This is a genomic window from Priestia filamentosa (assembly GCF_900177535.1).
Taxonomy (GTDB): Bacteria; Bacillota; Bacilli; order Bacillales; family Bacillaceae_H; genus Bacillus_I; species Bacillus_I filamentosa.
The window spans coordinates 1,254,001-1,274,763 of the sequence record NZ_FXAJ01000002.1; the positions used below are offsets into that span (position 1 = coordinate 1,254,001).

At 34.8% G+C, this 20,763-nt stretch carries 26 protein-coding genes; 15 read left to right on the forward strand and 11 right to left on the reverse strand.

Annotated features, from left to right (window positions below):
- Window positions 1-161 precede the first annotated feature (161 nt).
- The 3 genes from B9N79_RS13370 to B9N79_RS26575 all read right to left on the reverse strand — a co-directional run bounded on the left by B9N79_RS13370 (window position 162) and on the right by B9N79_RS26575 (window position 1,740).
- Window positions 162-659: a L,D-transpeptidase family protein gene (locus B9N79_RS13370; protein WP_040061111.1), complete on the reverse strand. Its 498-nt coding sequence runs from the start codon at window positions 657-659 to the stop codon at window positions 162-164.
- 225 nt (window positions 660-884) lie between these two features.
- The gene (locus tag B9N79_RS13375) at window positions 885-1,319 is read right to left on the reverse strand and encodes a GNAT family N-acetyltransferase (protein WP_040061110.1); all 435 of its coding nucleotides are present in this window, start codon (window positions 1,317-1,319) and stop codon (window positions 885-887) included.
- A 172-nt stretch (window positions 1,320-1,491) separates the two neighbouring features.
- On the reverse strand, window positions 1,492-1,740 hold the full coding sequence (locus tag B9N79_RS26575; protein ID WP_231573196.1) for a VOC family protein: 249 nt from the start codon (window positions 1,738-1,740) through the stop codon (window positions 1,492-1,494).
- 367 nt (window positions 1,741-2,107) lie between these two features.
- Between B9N79_RS26575 and B9N79_RS13385 the strand changes: the two genes are divergently transcribed.
- On the forward strand, window positions 2,108-3,601 hold the full coding sequence (locus tag B9N79_RS13385) for a peptide MFS transporter (RefSeq protein ID WP_182928710.1): 1,494 nt from the start codon (window positions 2,108-2,110) through the stop codon (window positions 3,599-3,601).
- 37 nt (window positions 3,602-3,638) lie between these two features.
- Here the strand turns inward: B9N79_RS13385 and B9N79_RS13390 are convergent, their stop codons facing one another.
- The gene (locus B9N79_RS13390) at window positions 3,639-4,085 is read right to left on the reverse strand and encodes an ASCH domain-containing protein (RefSeq protein WP_040061107.1); all 447 of its coding nucleotides are present in this window, start codon (window positions 4,083-4,085) and stop codon (window positions 3,639-3,641) included.
- Window positions 4,086-4,159: 74 nt separating this feature from the next.
- Entirely contained in the window at window positions 4,160-5,002 is an 843-nt protein-coding gene (locus tag B9N79_RS13395; protein WP_040061106.1) for an STAS domain-containing protein, read from the reverse strand.
- A gap of 329 nt (window positions 5,003-5,331) precedes the next feature.
- On the opposite strand from B9N79_RS13395, the gene B9N79_RS13400 reads away from it, so the two are divergent.
- The 9 genes from B9N79_RS13400 to B9N79_RS13440 all read left to right on the forward strand — a co-directional run bounded on the left by B9N79_RS13400 (window position 5,332) and on the right by B9N79_RS13440 (window position 11,763).
- Window positions 5,332-5,652: a general stress protein gene (locus B9N79_RS13400; protein WP_046217607.1), complete on the forward strand. Its 321-nt coding sequence runs from the start codon at window positions 5,332-5,334 to the stop codon at window positions 5,650-5,652.
- Between the two features lie 143 nt (window positions 5,653-5,795).
- A complete protein-coding gene (locus B9N79_RS13405) occupies window positions 5,796-7,010 on the forward strand; it encodes a phospholipase D-like domain-containing protein (RefSeq protein ID WP_048896824.1) in 1,215 nt (404 codons plus the stop codon).
- Window positions 7,011-7,111: 101 nt separating this feature from the next.
- Complete coding sequence (locus B9N79_RS13410) at window positions 7,112-7,297, forward strand: hypothetical protein (RefSeq protein ID WP_019395626.1); 186 nt, start codon at window positions 7,112-7,114, stop codon at window positions 7,295-7,297.
- Between the two features lie 175 nt (window positions 7,298-7,472).
- Window positions 7,473-8,543: a dual-specificity RNA methyltransferase RlmN gene (gene rlmN, locus B9N79_RS13415; RefSeq protein ID WP_040061103.1), complete on the forward strand. Its 1,071-nt coding sequence runs from the start codon at window positions 7,473-7,475 to the stop codon at window positions 8,541-8,543.
- A gap of 140 nt (window positions 8,544-8,683) precedes the next feature.
- A complete protein-coding gene (locus B9N79_RS13420; RefSeq protein WP_019395628.1) occupies window positions 8,684-9,205 on the forward strand; it encodes an acyl-CoA thioesterase in 522 nt (173 codons plus the stop codon).
- Between the two features lie 109 nt (window positions 9,206-9,314).
- On the forward strand, window positions 9,315-9,509 hold the full coding sequence (locus tag B9N79_RS13425; protein ID WP_019395629.1) for an alpha/beta-type small acid-soluble spore protein: 195 nt from the start codon (window positions 9,315-9,317) through the stop codon (window positions 9,507-9,509).
- 264 nt (window positions 9,510-9,773) lie between these two features.
- Window positions 9,774-10,007 (forward strand): hypothetical protein, encoded by a 234-nt coding sequence (locus tag B9N79_RS13430; protein ID WP_040061099.1) that lies wholly within the window; start codon window positions 9,774-9,776, stop codon window positions 10,005-10,007.
- A 362-nt stretch (window positions 10,008-10,369) separates the two neighbouring features.
- Entirely contained in the window at window positions 10,370-10,690 is a 321-nt protein-coding gene (locus tag B9N79_RS26580) for a GNAT family N-acetyltransferase (RefSeq protein WP_231573205.1), read from the forward strand.
- A 311-nt stretch (window positions 10,691-11,001) separates the two neighbouring features.
- Window positions 11,002-11,763, forward strand: coding sequence for an N-acetylmuramoyl-L-alanine amidase (locus B9N79_RS13440; RefSeq protein WP_040061097.1), 762 nt, complete (start codon window positions 11,002-11,004; stop codon window positions 11,761-11,763).
- A gap of 30 nt (window positions 11,764-11,793) precedes the next feature.
- Here the strand turns inward: B9N79_RS13440 and B9N79_RS13445 are convergent, their stop codons facing one another.
- On the reverse strand, window positions 11,794-12,624 hold the full coding sequence (locus tag B9N79_RS13445; RefSeq protein WP_040061095.1) for a hypothetical protein: 831 nt from the start codon (window positions 12,622-12,624) through the stop codon (window positions 11,794-11,796).
- 215 nt (window positions 12,625-12,839) lie between these two features.
- On the opposite strand from B9N79_RS13445, the gene B9N79_RS13450 reads away from it, so the two are divergent.
- Window positions 12,840-13,127, forward strand: coding sequence for a hypothetical protein (locus B9N79_RS13450; protein ID WP_040061093.1), 288 nt, complete (start codon window positions 12,840-12,842; stop codon window positions 13,125-13,127).
- A gap of 11 nt (window positions 13,128-13,138) precedes the next feature.
- Here B9N79_RS13450 and B9N79_RS13455 read toward each other — a convergent pair whose 3' ends face one another.
- Window positions 13,139-14,056: a VanW family protein gene (locus B9N79_RS13455; RefSeq protein WP_040061091.1), complete on the reverse strand. Its 918-nt coding sequence runs from the start codon at window positions 14,054-14,056 to the stop codon at window positions 13,139-13,141.
- Between the two features lie 150 nt (window positions 14,057-14,206).
- On the opposite strand from B9N79_RS13455, the gene B9N79_RS13460 reads away from it, so the two are divergent.
- Window positions 14,207-14,887, forward strand: coding sequence for a YetF domain-containing protein (locus tag B9N79_RS13460; protein WP_040061089.1), 681 nt, complete (start codon window positions 14,207-14,209; stop codon window positions 14,885-14,887).
- Between the two features lie 61 nt (window positions 14,888-14,948).
- Here the strand turns inward: B9N79_RS13460 and B9N79_RS13465 are convergent, their stop codons facing one another.
- Window positions 14,949-15,149, reverse strand: coding sequence for a twin-arginine translocase TatA/TatE family subunit (locus tag B9N79_RS13465; RefSeq protein ID WP_019395637.1), 201 nt, complete (start codon window positions 15,147-15,149; stop codon window positions 14,949-14,951).
- 21 nt (window positions 15,150-15,170) lie between these two features.
- The gene (locus tag B9N79_RS13470; protein WP_040061406.1) at window positions 15,171-16,904 is read right to left on the reverse strand and encodes an alkaline phosphatase D family protein; all 1,734 of its coding nucleotides are present in this window, start codon (window positions 16,902-16,904) and stop codon (window positions 15,171-15,173) included.
- Window positions 16,905-17,450: 546 nt separating this feature from the next.
- Here B9N79_RS13470 and tatC point away from each other — a divergent pair.
- Entirely contained in the window at window positions 17,451-18,194 is a 744-nt protein-coding gene (gene tatC, locus B9N79_RS13475) for a twin-arginine translocase subunit TatC (protein ID WP_046217609.1), read from the forward strand.
- A gap of 34 nt (window positions 18,195-18,228) precedes the next feature.
- Here tatC and B9N79_RS26765 read toward each other — a convergent pair whose 3' ends face one another.
- Together B9N79_RS26765 and B9N79_RS13480 are read right to left on the reverse strand one after the other, a co-directional pair.
- Window positions 18,229-18,357 (reverse strand): hypothetical protein, encoded by a 129-nt coding sequence (locus B9N79_RS26765; protein ID WP_019395640.1) that lies wholly within the window; start codon window positions 18,355-18,357, stop codon window positions 18,229-18,231.
- A 25-nt stretch (window positions 18,358-18,382) separates the two neighbouring features.
- Window positions 18,383-18,712 carry a hypothetical protein gene (locus B9N79_RS13480; RefSeq protein WP_040061087.1) on the reverse strand — a complete coding sequence of 110 codons (330 nt, stop codon included), beginning with the start codon at window positions 18,710-18,712 and terminating at the stop codon, window positions 18,383-18,385.
- Between the two features lie 276 nt (window positions 18,713-18,988).
- Here B9N79_RS13480 and B9N79_RS13485 point away from each other — a divergent pair, with 276 nt between their 5' ends.
- Complete coding sequence (locus B9N79_RS13485; protein WP_040061085.1) at window positions 18,989-19,702, forward strand: response regulator transcription factor; 714 nt, start codon at window positions 18,989-18,991, stop codon at window positions 19,700-19,702.
- Window positions 19,692-20,696: a sensor histidine kinase gene (locus B9N79_RS13490; RefSeq protein ID WP_040061083.1), complete on the forward strand. Its 1,005-nt coding sequence runs from the start codon at window positions 19,692-19,694 to the stop codon at window positions 20,694-20,696. The genes B9N79_RS13485 and B9N79_RS13490 overlap by 11 nt, the downstream gene beginning before the upstream one ends.
- Window positions 20,697-20,763: the final 67 nt, after the last annotated feature.

Below are 20,763 nucleotides of genomic sequence, written 5' to 3' on the forward strand. Positions count from 1 at the left end.
TAACCCCTCCTAAAGAAAGCGTTTTCAAATTAAACATCTCTTTTAGATTTCTAAATTACCTCATCCGTTTTTGCTTTTAAAAAGTGATCTAGTAACACTTCATTTTTCATCCCTGATTTCCTTTAAAAACAGAAGATGAAAAATGAAGTGTTTTTTGCTCGCTAAAGGGAAATAGAGACGGCCGTGCCATTTGGCACTATCCTAGCAAGTTCTAACACATCTTTGTTGTGCATGCGAACGCATCCAAGAGAAACCGATTTGCCTATTGAACTTGGATCATTCGTGCCATGAATTCCATAATGAATCTTTGATAAACTAAGCCACATAGCTCCAAAGGGGCCACCTGGATTTGGCTCTCTATTTACAATTACAAATTCACCTTGTGGCGTAGCTGTTAACATTTTACCAACGGCAATTGGATATACTTTTACAACAGCTTCGTTATTTTTTAGCGTTAAAGTCCGCTTCGTAATAGAAATTTCGATACGATAAGGAATTTCACTTGGGTCTCTTAAATTAGGAATTGTAATAGGTTGACCAACATAAAGAATATTTGGGTTTACAATAGTTGGGTTTGCTGCAATAAGAGTTGAAAGCGGTAAGCGATAATCAAAGGAAAGACTTGTTAGCGTTTCTCTCGGCTTTACGATATGAATCAACGTTCTCTTCCTTTCTATACAAAGAAATTCTCTTTTTTATCATATGTTGGAAAAACACTTTTAGGTCTACATTTATTACAGATTTTCGAAAAAGAGAAAGCCCTCTTCCTTTAGAAGAGGGCTTTCTCTTTTATATAATCATTCATTATCCTTCTTTCAATTGCTAACCATTTAGATTACATTGTATCCAAGGAAAACAGCAACATATCTACGTATTTTGAAAGGTTAGAAAAGCTTCTTCGTCATTAAAACATGGGGAATATCAGCTTCCATAAATACGTCTGATTCCACTTTATATCCAAGCTTTTCATAAAAGCCTTGCGCTCTCGTTTGTGCATGAAGCTTTGTTTTCTTCAAGCCGTTTTCAGCTGCTATTTCTTCTAGCTTGGCAAGAATAACTTTACCAAGGCCGTATTTTCTGTACTCTTTTAAAATACATATCCGTTCAAGCTTTCCGCTGTCCTCCACAACTCGCACTCTTCCTGTTCCTACAGGGGTTTTATCGTAATAAACTAAAACATGTGCACATTCGCCATCAAGTGTATCAAACTCATCAAGCTCTTCTTCCACCGAAACTCCTTGCTCTTCTACAAATACCGCGACTCTTATGGAAAATGCCTGCTTTAATTCATCTTCTGTTGTAATTCTTGCTGCTTCCATTTCCTTCAATCCTTTCTCATACTTTTATAAAACGAGTATAAGGAAAAACTAGCTTCTTGTAAACGTTATCCTTTAGCAGAAGCTCTAGAGCTAGCTTTTCTCTTGCTTTCCTTTACTTTTATAACATGTTTTCCACTCGCTTAAATAAACAATGTCTTCTTTATACACTGGTTCATCGCTTAAAAATGTTAAAAAATTCTAAGCTATGTCCATTCGGATCAATAAAATAAATGCTTGCAGATGGCATCCACATATGAACAATTGGCTCTCTAGGTGCTTTGCCAAAGAAATCTTTTGGAATTTCAATCTCTTTCTCCTGTAGCCCTTGTAAACTTGCTTCAAGATCTTTCATTTCTACACTAAAAGCAAAATGATCTCTAATCACTTCCTGACCTTCTTTAACCTCTTGCAAACCAGGCATTTGTTTCGTTTCTCCAATAGAGAAAAAAGCCCGCCTTCTTTCCTCAATTTGAAAAGCAAGCTGAAGTCCTAACTTTTATAGAAGCTAATGGATACTTCTAGATTCTTTACTTTTAATTGTGGTTCGTACAGACTCTTAATCCTAAACCACCCTCTTAATTCCTATTATGAAAAAAAAAGAAATTTCAACAGGAGGAGACAAAGAAAATTTAAAAATAACCAAAGGACCTACTCCTTAATTATGTTAAAATAAGGATATATTCCTATTCTTGTATAATACAACTAGATAAAGGGATGATGCGACCATTATTTTTGACATCACCAACTAAACAAATATATTATAGTAAAGTAACAAAGGAGGTTACATGATGTCGGAAATGAATAAACAGAAAATTGTGTCAAGCGTTCCTCAGACTGGATTCTTTGGTCATCCGAAGGGATTGTTTACACTTTTTTTCACTGAATTTTGGGAACGTTTTTCGTACTATGGAATGAGAGCTATTCTTGTTTATTACATGTATTACGAAGTGTCAAAAGGTGGACTGGGATTTGATCAGTCTACAGCTTTAGCTATTATGTCCATTTATGGCTCACTTGTGTACATGTCTGGAGTGATAGGTGGCTGGATTGCAGACCGCATACTTGGACCATCTCGGTCTGTATTTTATGGCGGGATTTTTATTATGCTCGGTCATATCGCTCTTGCTGTGCCTGGAAATATTCCAATGTTTTTTGTTTCCATGGTTCTTATCGTAATTGGAACAGGAATGTTAAAACCAAACGTCTCTAGTATTGTGGGAGATCTGTATAGTGAAACTGATGCACGACGAGATTCTGGCTTTAGTATTTTCTATATGGGAATTAACTTTGGAGCCTTTATTGCTCCCTTAATTGTTGGGGAAGTTGGCATGAAGCATAATTTCCACTTAGGATTTGCGATTGCAGCAGTCGGGATGTTCTTTGGATTACTTTTATTTATTCTCACAAAGAAAAAAAATCTTGGCCTTGCAGGTACTATTGTACCTAATCCCTTATCGCCTGCTGAGCGAAAAAGAACCACATTTGTGGTGATTATAGCCCTTATTGTTATTGCAGCAGCGCTTACTTTTATGATTCCACGCGGATGGGTTACAATTGACTCCTTCGTTATGTTTGTTGGAATACTAGGTATACTAATCCCAATTTGTTACTTTGTGACAATGTACTTCAGTTCTAAAACATCAACAGTAGAGCGTTCTAGACTTTTAGCGTACATTCCACTATTCGTGGCAGGAGTGATGTTCTGGGCAATCCAAGAACAAGGATCAACTATTTTAGCAGCATATGCAGACAATCGTACAGACTTAAGTATTGGCGGGTTTTCGATTTCACCTGCATGGTTTCAATCTCTAAATCCGTTGTTTATTATCGTCCTCTCACCTCTTTTTGCCCTTTTATGGACAAAACTTGGTAATCGTCAACCAACAATACCGAAAAAATTCTCTATTGGTTTAGTTTTTGCTGGTCTTTCGTTTGTGGTTATTCTTATTCCAGGAACGCTCGCTGGAGAGAATGCACTTGTTAATCCTCTATGGCTTGTACTGAGCTACTTTGTTGTTGTATTAGGAGAACTTTGTATCTCTCCTGTTGGTCTTTCAGCAACAACAAAACTAGCACCTACTGCCTTTTCAGCTCAAACGATGAGTTTATGGTTTTTAACAAACGCAGCAGCTCAGGCTCTAAATGCTTCAATTGTAGATCTTTACACACCTGAAACAGAAACCTTGTATTTTGGAATTATCGGAGGCGCTTCTATTGTCCTTGGTATTCTTCTTTTCCTTATTGCTCCGGTTATTCAACGTGCAATGAAAGGAATTCGTTAACAAAAGCCGTGGAAAATCTTTTTTCCGCGGCTTTTTTCTATCTTTTTATATGTATTAATTCAAATTGCTCAAGTACTAAAAGCATATCATCAGAGAACTCTTTTCCTATTTTTCGAAGTTCGTTTGTAAAAAACTGTTTGTGTGCCGAATACCAATGCTGATATGTTCGATCTCCTTCTCCTTCTGCAAAAGCAAATTCTTCTGTTACTTCATTCATTGGCATTACTTCAACTTTAGAGATTCGAATAATCGCAACAGGTTCTTCTTTGCTATTTAACACAATGCTGTATTGACCTTGCTTAGGAAGCGGTTCTTGCTCCAATTCGTAGAACAAATACCCTGAGCATGTTGCTGTTTTTACGCCTTTTATGACAAGATCTGCTACTCCGTCTGGATCTCCCCCAAAGCTCCATGCGTTTACCTCTTTTGGTTGTTTTTTCTCTCCCCAATACGTATTCCAATAGTGTAGAGTTTCTTCATTCACTTCGCTCCCCTCCTTATCAATATATTACCATATGCATTCTAAACAAAATAAAAGAGCAAAAAGGTCTCTGTTTTTTATTTTGTAAAATCTTTTAATTTCACAGCTTGTTCTAATGTTGAAACAATAGAAACTCGATTAAAGTTAATACCAAGCTGTACGGCTGTTTGCGCAATCTCAGGGCGAATACCAGAAAATGTACTTGTTACACCAATTAAATTTAATGTTTCAATAAGTTGAAAGAGCTGTTGTGCCACCATTGTATCAATCATTACAACACCTGATAGATCAACAAGCAAGTGATGAATCTCGCGCTCTGTACACTGTGTTAATGTGCTATCTAAAATAAACTTAGCACGAGCTGTATCAATATCTCCTACAAGCGGAAGTAGCGCTACATGTTTTGTTAAAGAAATAATAGGTGAACTTAGCTCATTAATCATCTCTTGCTGAGCTTTTAGACGAGATTCAGAGTACTTATGACTTTCTTCTGTAAACCACATAATTACTTTATTAAACGCTTTAATTGTAATATCTTTCCATCGATTAATTTCTTCTAATGAATATTTATCTTTATATTGAGAAGCAAATTCATTAATCAGCTGTATATATTGAGTTTGTACATGAAAAAATTCTTGTAAAATAAGATGAATTGGTGTTCGTGCATGTTCTTCATCTTTGGCAATTTCTATAACCCATTCTTCAAATCCTTCATAAAAAACAGCACTTTCTTCTGCAAACAGCTTACAAAACCTTTTGTGAAATTCATGGTTTTGCTTTTTCAATGTTTCTACTACGACTGGATCTGTTGAAGCATACACACCACCTAGTTCAACTTTATCAAGGTCCGCATACCAACTTTCAGTTAAATTCCACGTTCTTTCTAATAGAAAGTTATAAAGATCATCATTTCTATGCATCGTAATCTCCTGACCCTTCCCCTAAATATGTTTTGTTTTTACTATATCTTGCTACCATTCTATATGCGATGTATGACTATAAAACAATAACAGAGTATAAGCTCATAGCATTGAAATATTAGGGTTTTATCTCTCTTTTAGTTCTAATTTCATCTGTTAATTTTCTATTTCTACTTTACCTCCCTAAATTTCTGCACATGAGCTTTTAATTACCCTCTTGTTTAGATGGTAAAACCTCTTTTACAAAAAAGTTTTAGAAAAGAGAAAAACGGAATGGGTTCTCCGTACGATAAGTATGTTCATTGTTAATTCAGAAAGGAGAGACTGCTATGAAGATGAAAGTTGATCATATTAAAGAAGAGCTTCAGCAAACTTTACAAGCTTTGAAGAAAGAAGGCTATGAAGAAGATATAAAAATACTTGTTAATGAAGATAAACATTCAAAAGAGAGTGTCAAAAATTTACTAGTAGATTCGCCTTATGGCTCTTATTCTTTACTAAATACAGTAAACAGTATACTTCCGTCAAAGATAGAACAGCTCTCTAAAGTATTAGCGTTTGAACAGCTTTCCTCTCAAGATGTAGAAAAGTACATAGAAGACTTGGCAGAAGGAAAGTATGTAATTATAGCTTCTTCAAGCATTATCTAAATTCAGGTCCCTCTCTTTTCAATGAGAGGGGTTTTTTTATGCCTTATTGCTAGTTCTATGTATAGCGAACGAAGGATTCATGCATTCTTTTACCGTTTTTGGGCATTGTATGAAAATGAGCTTTTTAGAAGGAGCCGATTATGATGGTGAAGCTAATCAAAAGAAGTGCGGTAGCCCTTTTAATTTTGTTAGCACTGCTGCTTATTATGATAAAAGACGTTCAACAAGGGCAAAAACACTATACCGAAACACATCCAGCATGGGAAACTCCTGTTTATACCGGAAACATTTCTCTCTATAAAAAGGGGCAAACTTTATTCCCGGCTCTCTTTCAAGATATAAAAAAAGCAAAAAGCTCTGTTTATCTTCACTTTTATATTCTTCGCAATGATGCACTTACAAAGCGCCTTTTTTCTCTTTTAAAAGAAAAAGCAACTCAGGGACTTAACGTTTGTCTTTCTGTAGACTTAATAGGCGGTCATGAACTTACAAGAGAAAGCATTGAGCAATTAAAAAAGGCTAATGTAAAGGTTTCATTCAGCCGAAAAATCTCCGCTGCACATCCTTTTTATAGTGCTCACCACCGCAATCATCGACGCATAGCTGTGATTGATTCGTCTATTGGCTATGTCGGTGGATTCAACGTTGGTGAAGAATATCTTGGACATGAGAAAAAGCTCGGAAAATGGCATGATTATCATGTCCGAATCACAGGAGAAGGCATAAATACACTAGAGAAACAGTTTCTTCTTGATTGGAAGGAAGATAGAAAGGAAAGCATTCTTCCTCCATCTTCACACAACATTGTAAAAGGTGGAGAGACTTCTTATCGTTTTTTATTTACTTCTGGTTCAGGGATGGAGAATCGGATGAGAAAATGGATAAAGAAAGCAAATTCATCTTTTTTCATTGCTACCCCTTATTTTCTCCCTCCTCGTTCTATTATGAATGAGCTTGAACAAGCACTAAAACGAGGAGTTCACGTCACCATTCTAGTTCCAGAGAAAACGGATGCACGCCTTTTCGCACGCCCCCCCTCTTATCAGAAATTAAAAATGCTTGTAGATAAAGGTGCCAATGTTTATGTTTATAATCACGGCTTCTTTCATGGAAAAGTACTTGTAAAAGATGAAGAATTTGTGGATATCGGAACAGCAAACGGAGACTCACGTAGTTTTTTCTTAAATGATGAATCAAACTGCATCATTTATGATAAGCAATTTATACAAAAAATAAAAAACAGCTTAAAAAAAGATATAGAAAACTCCAAACACGTTGATCAGTCTTATTTTGAATCACTTCCTTTTTGGAATAAATGGTTTCAAAACGCTCCAGAATTTCTTCAATATTATTTTTAAAGCCTCCTATTCTTAACTTTACCTTAACTACAAGCCTTACCTCTTTCAGGAGCTGAACAAAAGCGGTAAAATGGAAATAAGGTAAAAAATGGAGGTTACATATGTTTATTCAAAATATTCACGGTGTATTTCTTGCTATTTTAGGTCTTGGTCTTATTTTTATGTCTTATTTTATTCGTCATATTACAGAATACGGAAGTTACTTTGGCATTATTGGTGGTCTTTTGCTTATTATAGGTCTTATTTTAATCCCTGAAGAGCCTGCTAAACGTAGAGATGATGGATGATTTATTGACTTTATATCTCTAGGAAATCATTCATAACTAGCATTTCATCTTCTCTTTTTGGTACACTATTTATATAAGCCTTCTCTTTTTATGAATAAATAGGTTGCTTCTGCCCCCTACTTTTCAGTAAGATATTAAAGTGAGTAAAGGTAAAGTTTCGAAATGAGGGTTGGAAATGAATAAAACTTCCATATATGGATTAACATTAGATGGATTAACTTCGTGGCTTGTAGAAAACGGTCAAAAAAAGTTTCGAGCTGCGCAAATTTGGGATTGGCTTTATAAAAAGCGTGTCACAGATTTTTCAGAGATGAAAAATTTAAATAAGGACTGCATTGACTTACTTGAACAACATTTTGTTATTCAAACACTTGAACAAGCCGTAAAACAGGAATCAAAAGACGGTACAATTAAGTTTCTCTTTAAATTACAAGATGGAAACTTAATCGAAACAGTACTGATGCGATTCAACTACGGCCTTTCTGTCTGTGTAACAACGCAAGTTGGCTGTAACATCGGCTGTACGTTCTGTGCGAGTGGACTTCTTAAGAAAAACCGTGATCTTTCAAGCGGTGAAATTGTGGAGCAAATTATGAACGTTCAGCACCATCTTGATTCACAAGGCAAGGATGAGCGTGTTAGTCATATCGTTGTGATGGGAATTGGAGAACCATTTGATAACTATGACAATATGATGGATTTCTTCCGCGTTATTAATGATCAAAAGGGACTTTCTATTGGTGCACGTCATATTACTGTATCAACAAGTGGTCTTGCTCATAAAATTCGTGAATTTGCAGATGAAAACATTCAGATTAACTTAGCTGTTTCACTGCATGCACCAAACAACGATCTTCGTACACGTATTATGAAAATTAACAAAGCATACCCGCTTGAAAAGTTAATGCCTGCCATTGACTACTATTTAGAAAAAACAAATCGACGCATCACATTTGAGTACATCCTATTGCACGATGTGAATGATCATAAGGAAGAAGCTATTCAGCTTGCAAAGCTATTAAAAAACAAACGTCACCTTTCTTACGTTAACCTTATTCCTTATAATCCAGTTGATGAGCACAACCAATATCAACGAAGCACTAAAGAAGCTATTGTTGAATTTTATGGAACACTGATGGAACATGGCATTAACTGTGGTGTGCGCGCTGAGCAAGGAACAGATATTGATGCAGCATGTGGTCAGCTTCGAAGCAAGCAAATCAAAAAGAACAAAGTAACTTCTTAAAAACCTCTCCTCTTATGAGAGGTTTTTTTATGGTCTATCTTATAACAAACAACAAGACAAACTATCTTATTTTTGTTTAAATAAAAAAATAAGATGGAAAACTTATAAAAGATGTATTTTTAAATGAGGAGCAAACTAACATGAATGAACAAACAGAAAAATATTGTAAAGAATCTTTAGTTGTTCGAACTAGTCGTGTATTTCCTTTAGATACGAACAACCATAACACGCTTTTTGGGGGAAAATTGATGAGCTATATTGATGATGTTGCCTCCATCTCAGCCGCTCGCCATTCACGAGGCGAAACTGTGACAGCTTCAACAGATTCCGTTGACTTCTTGTCACCTATAAGACCTGAGCATTCTGTCTGCTTAGAATCTTACGTAACATGGGTTGGAACATCTTCTATGGAAGTGTTCGTAAAAATTATTGCGGAGACATTAAAAACAGGTGAACGTCGTCTTGCCGCTACTTCTTTCCTAACATTTGTAGCTCTAGACGAGAACGGAAAACCGAAAAGAGTGCCACGCGTTATTCCACAATCAGATGAGGAAATTATGCTTCACAATACAGCAAAACAACGAGCAGAGGAACGAAAAAACCGACGCAAACATAGCCAAGCACTTGCACAAGCTATCGGAACAGACCAACCTTGGTCATAATATAACAAGAACCTTTCACATTCTGTGAAAGGTTCTTTTATTGGAAAAAATTACATTGTATGAGAGCAATAAAAAAAACACATTCTACACTTACAAGGAGGTGATACACATGGCAAACCGTAATAAATTAGTCGTTTCAGGTGCTGAACAAGCTATCGACCAAATGAAATACGAAATCGCTTCTGAGTTTGGCGTTCAATTAGGCGCTGATACTACAGCTCGTTCTAACGGTTCAGTAGGAGGCGAGATCACAAAACGTCTTGTTGCTTCTGCTCAACAACAATTATCAGGAACACAACGCTAACCTCCATTAGCAATTGAATAGTTTTGGCTATAGACTACCCGTTGTTCGGGTAGTCTTTCTTTATTGTAAAGAAATGACTAATTCCCTTTTAGTTGCCGGATATATCCTGTATACTGTAGGAAAGATGCATACCCTTACGTTTCTGAAATATGAACTTGTGATTAAGGAAGCTATCTAGCTTTATAGGTACTATCTATTAAAACTAAATTATCAGGGACAAATCTGGTCTATCCCCTCATAATTTGAAAGGGGCACGCGGAGAACATGACATTATTAGAAATAAAAAAAATGCTTTTTGAATTAACAGTCCCCCCCTTCTCTGAAGCTTATGTTACGAAAACCCTATCTTCGTCAAACATGCAAATTTTGTCAGTTTGTTATTCTAAACCAAGAGATGTATTTCAAATTGCTTATATGACAACAGAACATCCTAGAGAGTACCGAAACCTTGATCAAGCAGCAAATCATATCTATGCGATTATGAAAGCAGCTGGATAAAAATAACTTTTCCCTTTTTTATAAATATAATCCCTTCTCCTTTTTATTTTTTATTATAATGAAGAAGAAGATGAATGGTTGAATATTTTACAAAAAGATGGGAAGGAACGTTTATTACACTAGTGCCAATAATTTTTGAACATTGGGAGAAATTGCATCGTATTGCACAAGAAAATAAAATTTGGACACATCTTCCAAATAATCTTGAAAAGTCAGAGAGTATGTAAAAGTTTGTGCAAGAAGCATTATCTCAAAAATAAAAGAAGATAGAGTTTCCCTTTGTTATTTTAGAAAGGAAAACAACTAAAGTAGTCGGCACAACTCGTTTTCTACATATATCAGAAAGAAACTGAAGCCTAGAAATCGGCTGGACGTGGTTCTCTCCCTCTGTATGGGGCACAAACTGCAACAAAGAAACAAAGTATTTGCTCTTAAAGTACTGTTTTGAAACGTTGGACATTGGCCGTGTTCAATTTAAAACAGATGAACGTAATATCTGTTCTCAAAAAGCAATTGAAAAAATTGGCGGTGTCAAAGAAGGGATTTTGCGTAATTATATGATTCGTAAAGATGGCTCTTATCTTAATTCTGTGTTTTACAGTATTATTGATAAAAAGTGGCCAGCTGTAAAAGAAAAACTAGCAAGCAGTCTTTACTCTTCTTATAAGCCTTTTTTTACATAAGGAGAAAAGCGAGAATCTTATTTCTCGCTTTTGTTCACTATTCCCCTTCCCTTTTTCTTCTTCTTTCAAACTTACTTTTATTCTTTTAACAAAAATTTGTGATTTTTTATCCTTCCCTTCTTATTAGAGCGTTTTTATATCCTTTCTATCACTAAACAAAAAAAGTTTGGACTCTTTTTATCCTTTTTTCATTTCATAACTTCTCTTATCATGTCCCTTCTCTCTTTATATAATGAATATTTTTCCTATTATTAAGACATTCGTACAAGCTTTTTCTTTTATTCTTTCATACAATAAAGAGAGGTGATGGTATAGTGAAAATTTTTATTGACCCTGGTCATGGAGGAACAGACAGCGGAGCTGTTAGCAATGGCTTACTGGAAAAAAACTTAACATGGCAAATTGCTTCTGCCGTTCGAAATATGTTGATAAATGAATATGAAGACGTTTATGTTCTTATGAGCCGTACAGGAGATCAAACCGTTTCTTTAACGGCAAGAACAAATGCTGCGAATGCTTGGAATGCAGATTACTATTTGTCAATTCACATTAATGCAGGAGGCGGAACAGGATACGAGGATTACGTTTTTCCAGGAATCGGCGCTCCTACTACAACATATCAAAACCTTATTCATGAAGAAATTTTAAAATCTGTAGATTTTACCAATCGAGGTAAGAAAACAGCAAACTTTCATGTTTTGCGAGAAACAAATATGCCTGCTATTTTAACGGAGAATGGATTTATTGATAATGTCAATGATGTCGCTAAGTTGAGAAATGCAAGCTTTATTACCTCTATCGCCCGTGGGCATGTAAACGGATTGGCTCGTGCTTTTAATCTTCAGCGAAAACAGCAGGCATCACTTTTTAAAGTTCAAATTGGGGCTTTCTCTTCACGAGAAAATGCAGAACGGTTAGCATCTGAAGCTAAGACAAAAGGATTTTCGAGTTTTATTGCTACTGAGAATAATCTCTTTAAAGTCCAAATTGGGGCTTTCTCTTCACGAGAAAATGCTGAAGCTTTATCTATAAGAGCTAAGAATGCAGGATTCGAGGTTACAATCATTCAATAGCAGAAAGCGCTCTTTATAGTAAAGAGCGCTTTAATTTTCTCTAATTTTTTGGGTATACCAAACGGTTTCTCGTTTTCCAAGAGCTGCATGACCCATTTTTTTATTATAATACAAATCAATTTTCACATTTTTCACTTCATATTTTTCATCCATATGTTGAAGCTCATCAAGAAATGGAAGGAGATGATTTGTAACATCAAATTCGCATGCTCCATTTTGTAGATAGTAAATTTCAGGAACATACTTTCTAGATTTAAAAAATTGAACAATATTGATTCGATTGCCAAATCTATTGATTACTTCTTCATTTGTTAGACCTTGATATGATAAGTTAAATACATTCTGTACAGGAGTCTTTAACCATCTTGTTAAACAGGTTTGAGGATTGTTAACAAGCGCTTTAGATCCTCGTATATATCCTGCTAAAATCATAGACATAAATCCTCCTCCAGAAGAACCATAAAAAACAACATCTTTTGTTTCATATTGAATTTTTTTAAAGAGTTTAAGTAAAATAAGTGCAATTTCTTCTAAATAGAATCGCTCTGCTGTACCTTGTCCCCATCCTAGTGGAAGTTTTCCTAAATAAAGAGTTGGATCATTATAGTAAATAACAGAGTCTTTAAAATCATTCATCCAAGAGTGACGCTGGAAATATGGAGGGCCGTTTGGCATTTCCATGTTTGCTCCTCCACCTGATCCTAAAACAAGTAGATTTTTTTCTCCGCTTTTTAACTTAACAAGAAACTCGTAGCTGACACCTCTCCAATCAATCTCCAAAATAACTGGAACATCAAGAGGAATGTAAAGAGAATCAAATTCTGTAAAGTCTATCTGTATTTTTCTATATTTATCAAGCATTCACATTTCTCCTTTTCCGGTATACTTTCTACTTATTCTATTCCTCTATTTTTAAAAGGTTTGGACTTTCTAAAATGTCTTATAATTATCTTTTAGAACATAGTTTAATTAAATTAATAAAAAGTTAATTTTCCAGCTAGTAGGGAAAATAAAGAGAGAGATTTAACGTAAATGGCTATACTAAAAACGAACTTATTCTAAAAAGGGGGAATAAAATGAAAATCATTTTAATTCTAGGAAGCCTGATTTTTCCTTTCATCATGCTAATTCTACAGAAGAAATATACCGTGCTTAATTTTGTCTTCAATGTGTTCGCTTTTGTTGCTATTCTCCTGTTTGGAGATATTGTCTCATTAGCAATTCATGATGTTCTTCAAGAAGATCTTGTATTTATGACAACTATTCATGCCATTTTTTTAAATCCCTTTCTACTTATTTCAGGTGCTTATATTGGTGTCTATCTTTTATATCGAATTTTGCTTCTAATTGTAAAAGAACGATAAAACCTCCCATCTTAATAAGAAAGAGGTTTTATCGTTCTTTTTTCTTTTGGGAGCTCTTTTGAAGGGTTAGGTACCTTATGGGGGTTATAATTAATCTCTTCTGAGGAGTAAATTCTCACAATCATTTGTGATCCATATGTATGAGCTCGAATGAGAATAGGTTGATTATACTGATTTTTGAAACGAAAATCGGGACCATACCAGCTAACAGTTGCATCTCTTCCTTCAGGTACATATGTGACACGCTTGCTGTGGGAATAGCGTTCGACAATTTTAGCTCCCGCTTTCTCCACCGCATTAAATAAGGTTGAAGAAACTTGGCAAATTCCTCCTCCAATATCCTCGGCTAGTTCACCTCTGACAATAACAGGTGCTTTCAAATATCCCTTATCTGCCGTTCTCTTTCCTACTGTTTTATTGAAAGAAAAGGTTTCATTTGGGAAAATAACTGTGTTGTTAAGCTCTTCCGTTGCTAAATCAATATTATGAGACCTTGCTTCATTTCGTGTATTAAAATAAGTAACATATTGACCAATTAACCTTGTCTTAATATTTACTAAAAGCTCACTATCTACTTTAGGATATGTCGTATACATAGGAATTTCAATTGTGTTCCCATCATTTCCGTAAAACTGGGTAAGAAAACGATCCCTGAATTTTTCCTTATTTAAAATCTCACCTGTTTTCTCTTGTACTATTTCCCCATATTTATTAATATGGGCGTCTGTGGCTGGTTTATATGTTTCATTTTTTATGTTTTCTACAAGTTCTTCGTATTTTTCTTCATTAAGAAGTGGAAAACCTGGAACACTTTCCGTAAATTCTTTCCGTTCGATATTCTTAATCTGTTCACCTTTATATTGTAGGGTCACATTTGATGAAACGGGCTGCGCAAAAAATAACATACCTATGATAAGCAACACTTTCACTGTTCTCCCTCCTTCTCCTTGTTAATATGAGCGACACTTTTGCTTTTTATGTACTTCATATAAAGAAGAAGAAAAAGGTTTTTTGTTTAGAATAACACTTCCTAGAAAACAATAAGAAAATCACATCAAAAGTAGGTGTAGATATATAATATGAATCACTATCTAGCAATTGCAATCGACCTTTTCTTTGGTTTTATTGTTCTTTTTATCATTACAAAAGTGCTCGGCAGAAATCAATTTTCACAGATTACCCCTTTTGATTTTATTTCAGCGCTTATTTTAGGAGAACTACTTGGAAATGCTGTATATGATCCTGGAATAAATGTAAAAGAAATTATTTTCGCCGCTGTTTTATGGTGTTTACTTATTTACACAACAGAAATGCTTACTCAAAAAGTTAAGAAAGTACGAAAGCTTCTTGAAGGGGAACCTATTATCGTCATTCGTCGAGGACAACTCCAATATGAAGCACTCGCTAAAGGAAAACTTGATCTTAATCAACTTCAAAATCTTCTTCGTCAACAAGGTTTTTTCTCTATCGAAGAAGTTGAATTTGCTATTTTAGAAACAAACGGCATAATCAGTGTACTTCCAAAATCACAGTATGCTCCTCCTAACACTGAAGATCTTCATTTAGAACTTAAACCTGTTTATTTACCTGTTACACTTATTATTGATGGAGAAGTTCTCTATGATAATTTAACAGAAGCAGGATTTAACGAAGAGTGGCTACAACAGCAACTTGCCAACCATAACATTTTTGATTATAAAGATGTTATATTTGCAGAATGGAGAAAAGGAAAGCCTTTCTTCTTCCAAAAATACGAATAAAAAAGCGAAAGAAATGATTCATTTCTTTCGCTTTTTCTATAACCTTTTTAATAAAGCATTATTAGTTAATTTTCTTTTTTTCTAATGTCGTTTGACTCTTTGTCTCTTCGTCATCTGAAACAAGCCCTTTTGTTGCGCTTTTGAATTCTGTTAATGTTCTTCCAAAAGCTCGTCCTACTTCTGGAAGTTTAGATGGTCCAAATACTATAAGAGCAATAATCACAATTAAAACAAGTCCCGGGATTCCGATATTAGCCAACATTAGCTTTCCATCCTCCTTTAGTTAATTTTCAACCTTTTTCTTCAGTTTGTTCACCTGTTTTGTATGTGCCTTACTATGTGCTGTAATCCGATCTTCCTCTACTTCAGTAGATTTTTTCAAACCATGTGGAACAGCATTTGCACCGATCTGTTTTAAGCCTGTTTGATCTTTATGGTACACAAAAGATGCCCTTGTAGAAATAGCGGCGTTTGGTTCTGTTACAAAAGGAAGAACGCGGTAATCAGCTTGAAAACTTTCGGGAGTTACAGTACATCTTACATAACCTCTATAATCATTAAAAAATTTAAGGTGGGGGTTTTGAGCTAAGATGCGGTCTGTGTCTGCTCGCTTGTCTGCCCCGTTTCCACCTGAAGTAATAGATGTACCAACAAATTCAACTCCAACAAGAGAAGAAGATGCGTTATTAAAGTCTGTTTTAATATTAGAAGCCCAGCTTGCGTGAACATCTCCTGTTAAAACAACTAAGTTATTCATTCCTTTCTTTTGAACAAAGTCAATAATACGATTGCGCGCTTCAGGATACCCATCCCAAGAGTCCATGCTATAAATTTGTTCCCCATTTTCCCCAAAGTTCCGTTGTGCGAAGAAAACTTGCTGAGCAAGAATATTCCAGTGAGCTTTTGACTTATTTAAGTTTTTGAAAAGCCAGTTCTCTTGCTGTTTACCAAGCATTGTTCGATTAGGATTCAGTGACTCTTCTGAATGCGGCTTGCTCCCATCTCCATTTGCTTGGTCATCACGATACTGTCTTGAATCAAGAACATTAAATGAAGCAAGTTGACCATAAGAAAAATCGCGATATAAACTCATATCTCCTCCATTTGGAAGCGATGTTTTTCGCAGTGGCATATGCTCATAATATGCTTGATAAGCAGCTGCACGTCTTTTTATGAAAGCTTGAACAGATTGTCCTTTTTCAGGTATGTTATTTGCATAGTTATTCTCAACTTCATGGTCATCCCATGTTACAATCCATGGAAAAGCGGCGTGTGCAGCTTTTAAATTCGCATCTGAGCGATACTGAGCATAGCGATTTCGATAATCGTCTAATGTGATAATTTCTGGTCCACTATGGGTTCTTACATTTCCAGAAGCGGAAACATACTCGTTTGGTCCATATTCATATATGTAGTCACCTAAATGAAAGACAACATCTAATTCCTCCTCAGCTAAATGTTTATAAGCTGTATAATAACCATGCTCATACTGTTGACAGGAAGCAAAAGCAAATCTAAGCTTTTGAATTTCTTCACTTCTTTTAGGTAATGTTTTTGTTCTGCCAACAGGGCTAAGTTCATTTCCGCTCTTAAATCGATAATAATAAACCTCATTAGACCTTAATCCTTCTACTTCTACATGAACAGAGTGAGCAAGATTTGGAGAAGCTGTAGCACTTCCTTTCTTTACGATGCGTTTGAAGTTTTCATCTTTGGCCAGTTCCCATTCTACTTTCACTACTTCATTTGGCATCCCACCACCATTTAACGGATCAGGAGCTAACCTTGTCCAAAGAACAATTCCTTGTGGAGAAGGATCACCAGAACAAACACCGAGAGTAAAAGGATAGCTACTAAATTTTATCGTTTTTGCTTTCGCTTGAACATCCAATCCTCCCATAGACTGAGCAATAACAAAGCCAAGTGAAAGACCTGCAATTTTTCCTGCGCCTTCTAAAAATGCTCGTCGATCCACTTTTTTACGTTGCATTGTTTCCTCGCTAAACTCTTGAATCATTCCTTCTAATTTTTGTTTATCCACGAAAGTTCTCCTTTCTAAATTAGGGTGCCTCCTCATTATAAGAACTTTCTGTAAACTAATTGTGAAGTGATGTAAAGAACTAGAACGCCTCCCAAACTTTTTTCATAGGACTATAGAATTAAGAAAGAACAATAACTTCTTTTTCCGCTTCATATATGCTTCGTTTTTATTCTTAAAAGCTTCTTTTTTCTTATGTAGTCTTTTAAAAACTTTTACATATAAGCAAGAAAATTTGACAATAAGTGAGAAGATTTATGTTTTTTTTGACTTATTTCAAAGTTAATCTTTACAAATTTACAAATATTTTTTTAAAATAGAAGCATTTTAAAAGAAAGATAGCTCTATCTTCCTCCATAAACACAAAGAAAAAAGAGAAATCACGGAAAAATAAAGAAAAAAACAAGTCTTTTTCCTTAAATTTCTCTCCTTCCTTATTTTCACACAGTATTAAAACTAGCTTTATAATCTTTTATTATTATTAAGAAATGAATCCTAGTTTTGAAGAAGGAGTGGAAGAGGAATATGGATCCTAAAGAATTAAATATTATTGAGCATCTAGAAGAAGTGAGGAAGCGACTTCTTTATATTATTGGCAGCTTTTTAACGCTACTTGCCCTATCGCTTTTTTTTGTAGAACAGATTTATAGTTTACTTGTCAAAGGATTGGACGTGAAGCTTGCTTTGTTAGGTCCATCTGATGTGTTGTGGATTTACTTTAAAATTGGAGCTGTATGTGCGATAGCATTCACACTTCCGATTGCAGGCTATCATATATGGAAATTTGTACTCCCGGCTTTAAAACCTCATGAACGAAGAGGGGCTCTTCTTTTCATTCCTTCCCTTTTCCTTCTATTCATTGGAGGAATTTCTTTTGGATATTTTGTTGTATTTCCAATTGTTCTTTCATTTATGCAAGATTTAGCAGGGGCTCATTTTATACAGTTTTATACCTCTCAAAATTATTTTAGTTTCTTAATTCGTTTAACTCTTCCGTTTGGAATTTTATTTGAGCTTCCAGCTATTGTTTTGTTTTTAACATCTTTTGGTTTATTAAAACCGCACATTTTAAAAAAATCACGGAAAATTGCTTATTTCATTATAGCTGTTACGTCTATTTTACTTACCCCGCCAGATTTTATTTCTGATATTCTTGTTCTCATTCCCCTTCTTTTCATATATGAGATTAGTATTAATGTCTCTGCTTTTGTTTATCGTAAAAAACTACAAAAAGAAGCTGACCTCCAAGAAATGGGGCTCAGCTCTTAGTAAAAAAGAAGGAGCAATCCTTCTTTTTTATTTTTTAAATGTTTGTATCTTTTCCGAACATGTTAACAAAAGCGTGAAAAATCTCTACCCCTTGAAATGCAAATAAGCTTAGTGCTGTAAGTGAAAAAGATCCAATCATTAGTATACGAATCCAAAACATCATCGTAAATTCCTCCTTTAAATCTTGTTTATTTTTCTGAGGCGAACGATGTTTTGTCAAAGTACGATGATTGATAAAAGACAGATAACAGAAAATGTCGGTCTTTGTGAATGCTCGGATTTTTGACAGCTTGAGATAGCCACAAAAATGTAAGCAAAAGCGTAACTGCTACAGTACTCCACAATACCGCTTTTTTATCATCTTTTGATACGTCTTTTAAAGAATGAATGTGTGTTTCATCTACAACAGCTGTAGATGAATGATCTCCACTATGATGAGGTATTGCATGATGAGAAAATATAAATAGGGAGAAAACAAAAATAAAGCAAAGTGATATATACGGCTTTTTAAGAATCATCTTCTCCCTCCTCTCCTCTTTAACCTATCTTAAATCAATTATCTGAAAATGAAAAGTATTATTTTTTTTCACAATGATAAAAGTCGTCTTATTTTCGCCTAATCGTGTACACAAAATATTCTATTTTTGAAATTAATTTAATTCAATATAAGTATAAAATACTATGTACCCAATTTATTAAACACCTAAACTCTTAAATTATTTACTAATCTCCATAATCAACTTTATAATATGTAAGAAAAAGGATTTTGTGATAAATGAAAGTGAGGCCTTCTTATGGAGAATATACGTATTTTAGTAGCTGATGATGAACAAGAGATTTGTCATCTTATCAAAGCTTACTTAGAACGAGAACGCTATGAGGTAGACATTGCTAGAGATGGAGAAAAAGCGCTAGCTCTTTTCCGTCACCATACATACCATCTTGTAATTCTGGATATTATGATGCCCGGGAAAGATGGCATAGAAGTATGCCAAGTATTAAGAAAAGAAACAAATGTCCCTATTTTAATGCTTACAGCCAAAGATCATGAAAGTGACAAAATCTTGGGACTAAGTTTTGGAGCGGATTATTATATTACAAAACCGTTTAGTATTTACGAAGTTGTTGCTTGTGTGAAAGCTTTATTACGACGCTTTATTGTGTTAGGCAATAATACGATAAACGAAGAGCATAGTGTTATGAAATATAAAAATATAGAAATGGATCTTACAACGTACAAAGTGCGAGTATTTGGCAAAGAGGTGACCCTTGCCGCTAAAGAACTGAAACTTTTAAAACTCTTTTTATCGCATCCTGAACGTGTATTTACAAAAGCACAGCTCTTTAAAGAAGGATGGGGAGAGGAATATATCGAGGATGATAATACAGTAATGGTCCACATCAGAAAGCTTCGTAAAAAAATTGAAAAAGACCCTTCTAATCCGCTATTTATTCAAACAGTATGGGGCATTGGTTACAGATTTCAAGGTGAAAAAGATGAGATATGATAAAACATACCTTCTCTTACTATTGCAACTTTTTCTCGTTTTCTCTTTGTTTTTTCTCGAAAACGATTCCTTGCTAGCTGTCATTCTAAAAAGTATTTTGCTTCTATTTCCCCTTCTCTTCATTATGCAACGATTCAATGTAATCAAGAAGATAAGAGAAACAGAAGAATTTTTAAGGAGGGCTGTTCAAGGAAATAAAAGAATACGACTACGCACAGGTTCTGATGCTATATTTCATGAAACAACTTTTTTAATTAATAAGATTATTGAACAATATGAAGAAATAGAAGCTGAAGCTGTTCGTTCTCAACTTGCTCGCAAACGTTTTCTCTCTAGTATTTCACATGACATCCGAACTCCGCTCACTTCGATTATTGGCTATATTGATGCGTTAAAAGACAATATATTTCGTTCAGAAGATGAAAAACAGAAATATTTACATATTTTATCAAGTAAATCTTCTCGTTTAAAAGAGATTATCGAAGACTTATTTCATATGGCAAAGCTTGACGCTGATGAAGTATCTTTCTCATTCCAAAAACTAGATTTAGCTGAAGCAATAAGAGAAGTTCTAATTGAATTTCTTCCTCTAATAGAGAAAGAAAAAGTCTCTCTTTCGGTTGATATTCCTCCCTCCCCTTGTTTTGTCTATGCTGACGCAACTAGTATAGCTCGTATCATGACAAATTTACTTAAAAATAGTCTTTGTCATGGTAGAGATGGTAAGATTTTAAAAGTCTCTCTTTCTGATAAAGGCGAAATATATGAGCTAGCAATTCAGGACCAAGGAAAAGGGATTGAAGCTAGAGAGCTTCCATATGTTTTTGATCGCCTTTATAAAGGTGATTATGCGAGAAAAAGTTCGAGCGGCAGCGGACTTGGACTTTTTATTGCCAAAGAACTAACAGAGAAACATAAAGGAGCATTAGAAGTAGAAAGCATTCCCTGGCAAAACACAACTTTTCGTTTTTCTCTCCCTAAACTGCACGTTTAAGAAAAAGTTAAGAACTGCTTAAGAAGGAGTTCACGTTTTCTTTCTACAATAAAGATCTGCTATAAAA

What these genes read in the sequence shown, in the direction of transcription:
- B9N79_RS13460 (WP_040061089.1), top strand. Translation starts at nt 14,207, where the DNA reads ATGAATCACTATCTAGCAATTGCAATCGACCTTTTCTTTGGTTTTATT.
- B9N79_RS26765 (WP_019395640.1), bottom strand. Translation starts at nt 18,357, where the DNA reads ATGATGTTTTGGATTCGTATACTAATGATTGGATCTTTTTCACTTACA.
- rlmN (WP_040061103.1), top strand. Translation starts at nt 7,473, where the DNA reads ATGAATAAAACTTCCATATATGGATTAACATTAGATGGATTAACTTCG.
- B9N79_RS13450 (WP_040061093.1), top strand. Translation starts at nt 12,840, where the DNA reads ATGAAAATCATTTTAATTCTAGGAAGCCTGATTTTTCCTTTCATCATG.
- B9N79_RS13480 (WP_040061087.1), bottom strand. Translation starts at nt 18,712, where the DNA reads ATGATTCTTAAAAAGCCGTATATATCACTTTGCTTTATTTTTGTTTTC.
- B9N79_RS13420 (WP_019395628.1), top strand. Translation starts at nt 8,684, where the DNA reads ATGAATGAACAAACAGAAAAATATTGTAAAGAATCTTTAGTTGTTCGA.
- B9N79_RS13430 (WP_040061099.1), top strand. Translation starts at nt 9,774, where the DNA reads ATGACATTATTAGAAATAAAAAAAATGCTTTTTGAATTAACAGTCCCC.
- B9N79_RS13465 (WP_019395637.1), bottom strand. Translation starts at nt 15,149, where the DNA reads ATGTTGGCTAATATCGGAATCCCGGGACTTGTTTTAATTGTGATTATT.
- B9N79_RS13485 (WP_040061085.1), top strand. Translation starts at nt 18,989, where the DNA reads ATGGAGAATATACGTATTTTAGTAGCTGATGATGAACAAGAGATTTGT.
- B9N79_RS13395 (WP_040061106.1), bottom strand. Translation starts at nt 5,002, where the DNA reads ATGCATAGAAATGATGATCTTTATAACTTTCTATTAGAAAGAACGTGG.
- B9N79_RS13490 (WP_040061083.1), top strand. Translation starts at nt 19,692, where the DNA reads ATGAGATATGATAAAACATACCTTCTCTTACTATTGCAACTTTTTCTC.
- B9N79_RS13425 (WP_019395629.1), top strand. Translation starts at nt 9,315, where the DNA reads ATGGCAAACCGTAATAAATTAGTCGTTTCAGGTGCTGAACAAGCTATC.
- B9N79_RS13385 (WP_182928710.1), top strand. Translation starts at nt 2,108, where the DNA reads ATGTCGGAAATGAATAAACAGAAAATTGTGTCAAGCGTTCCTCAGACT.
- B9N79_RS13470 (WP_040061406.1), bottom strand. Translation starts at nt 16,904, where the DNA reads ATGATTCAAGAGTTTAGCGAGGAAACAATGCAACGTAAAAAAGTGGAT.
- B9N79_RS13405 (WP_048896824.1), top strand. Translation starts at nt 5,796, where the DNA reads ATGGTGAAGCTAATCAAAAGAAGTGCGGTAGCCCTTTTAATTTTGTTA.
- B9N79_RS13375 (WP_040061110.1), bottom strand. Translation starts at nt 1,319, where the DNA reads ATGGAAGCAGCAAGAATTACAACAGAAGATGAATTAAAGCAGGCATTT.
- B9N79_RS13410 (WP_019395626.1), top strand. Translation starts at nt 7,112, where the DNA reads ATGTTTATTCAAAATATTCACGGTGTATTTCTTGCTATTTTAGGTCTT.
- B9N79_RS13445 (WP_040061095.1), bottom strand. Translation starts at nt 12,624, where the DNA reads ATGCTTGATAAATATAGAAAAATACAGATAGACTTTACAGAATTTGAT.
- B9N79_RS13400 (WP_046217607.1), top strand. Translation starts at nt 5,332, where the DNA reads ATGAAGATGAAAGTTGATCATATTAAAGAAGAGCTTCAGCAAACTTTA.
- B9N79_RS26575 (WP_231573196.1), bottom strand. Translation starts at nt 1,740, where the DNA reads ATGCCTGGTTTGCAAGAGGTTAAAGAAGGTCAGGAAGTGATTAGAGAT.
- tatC (WP_046217609.1), top strand. Translation starts at nt 17,451, where the DNA reads ATGGATCCTAAAGAATTAAATATTATTGAGCATCTAGAAGAAGTGAGG.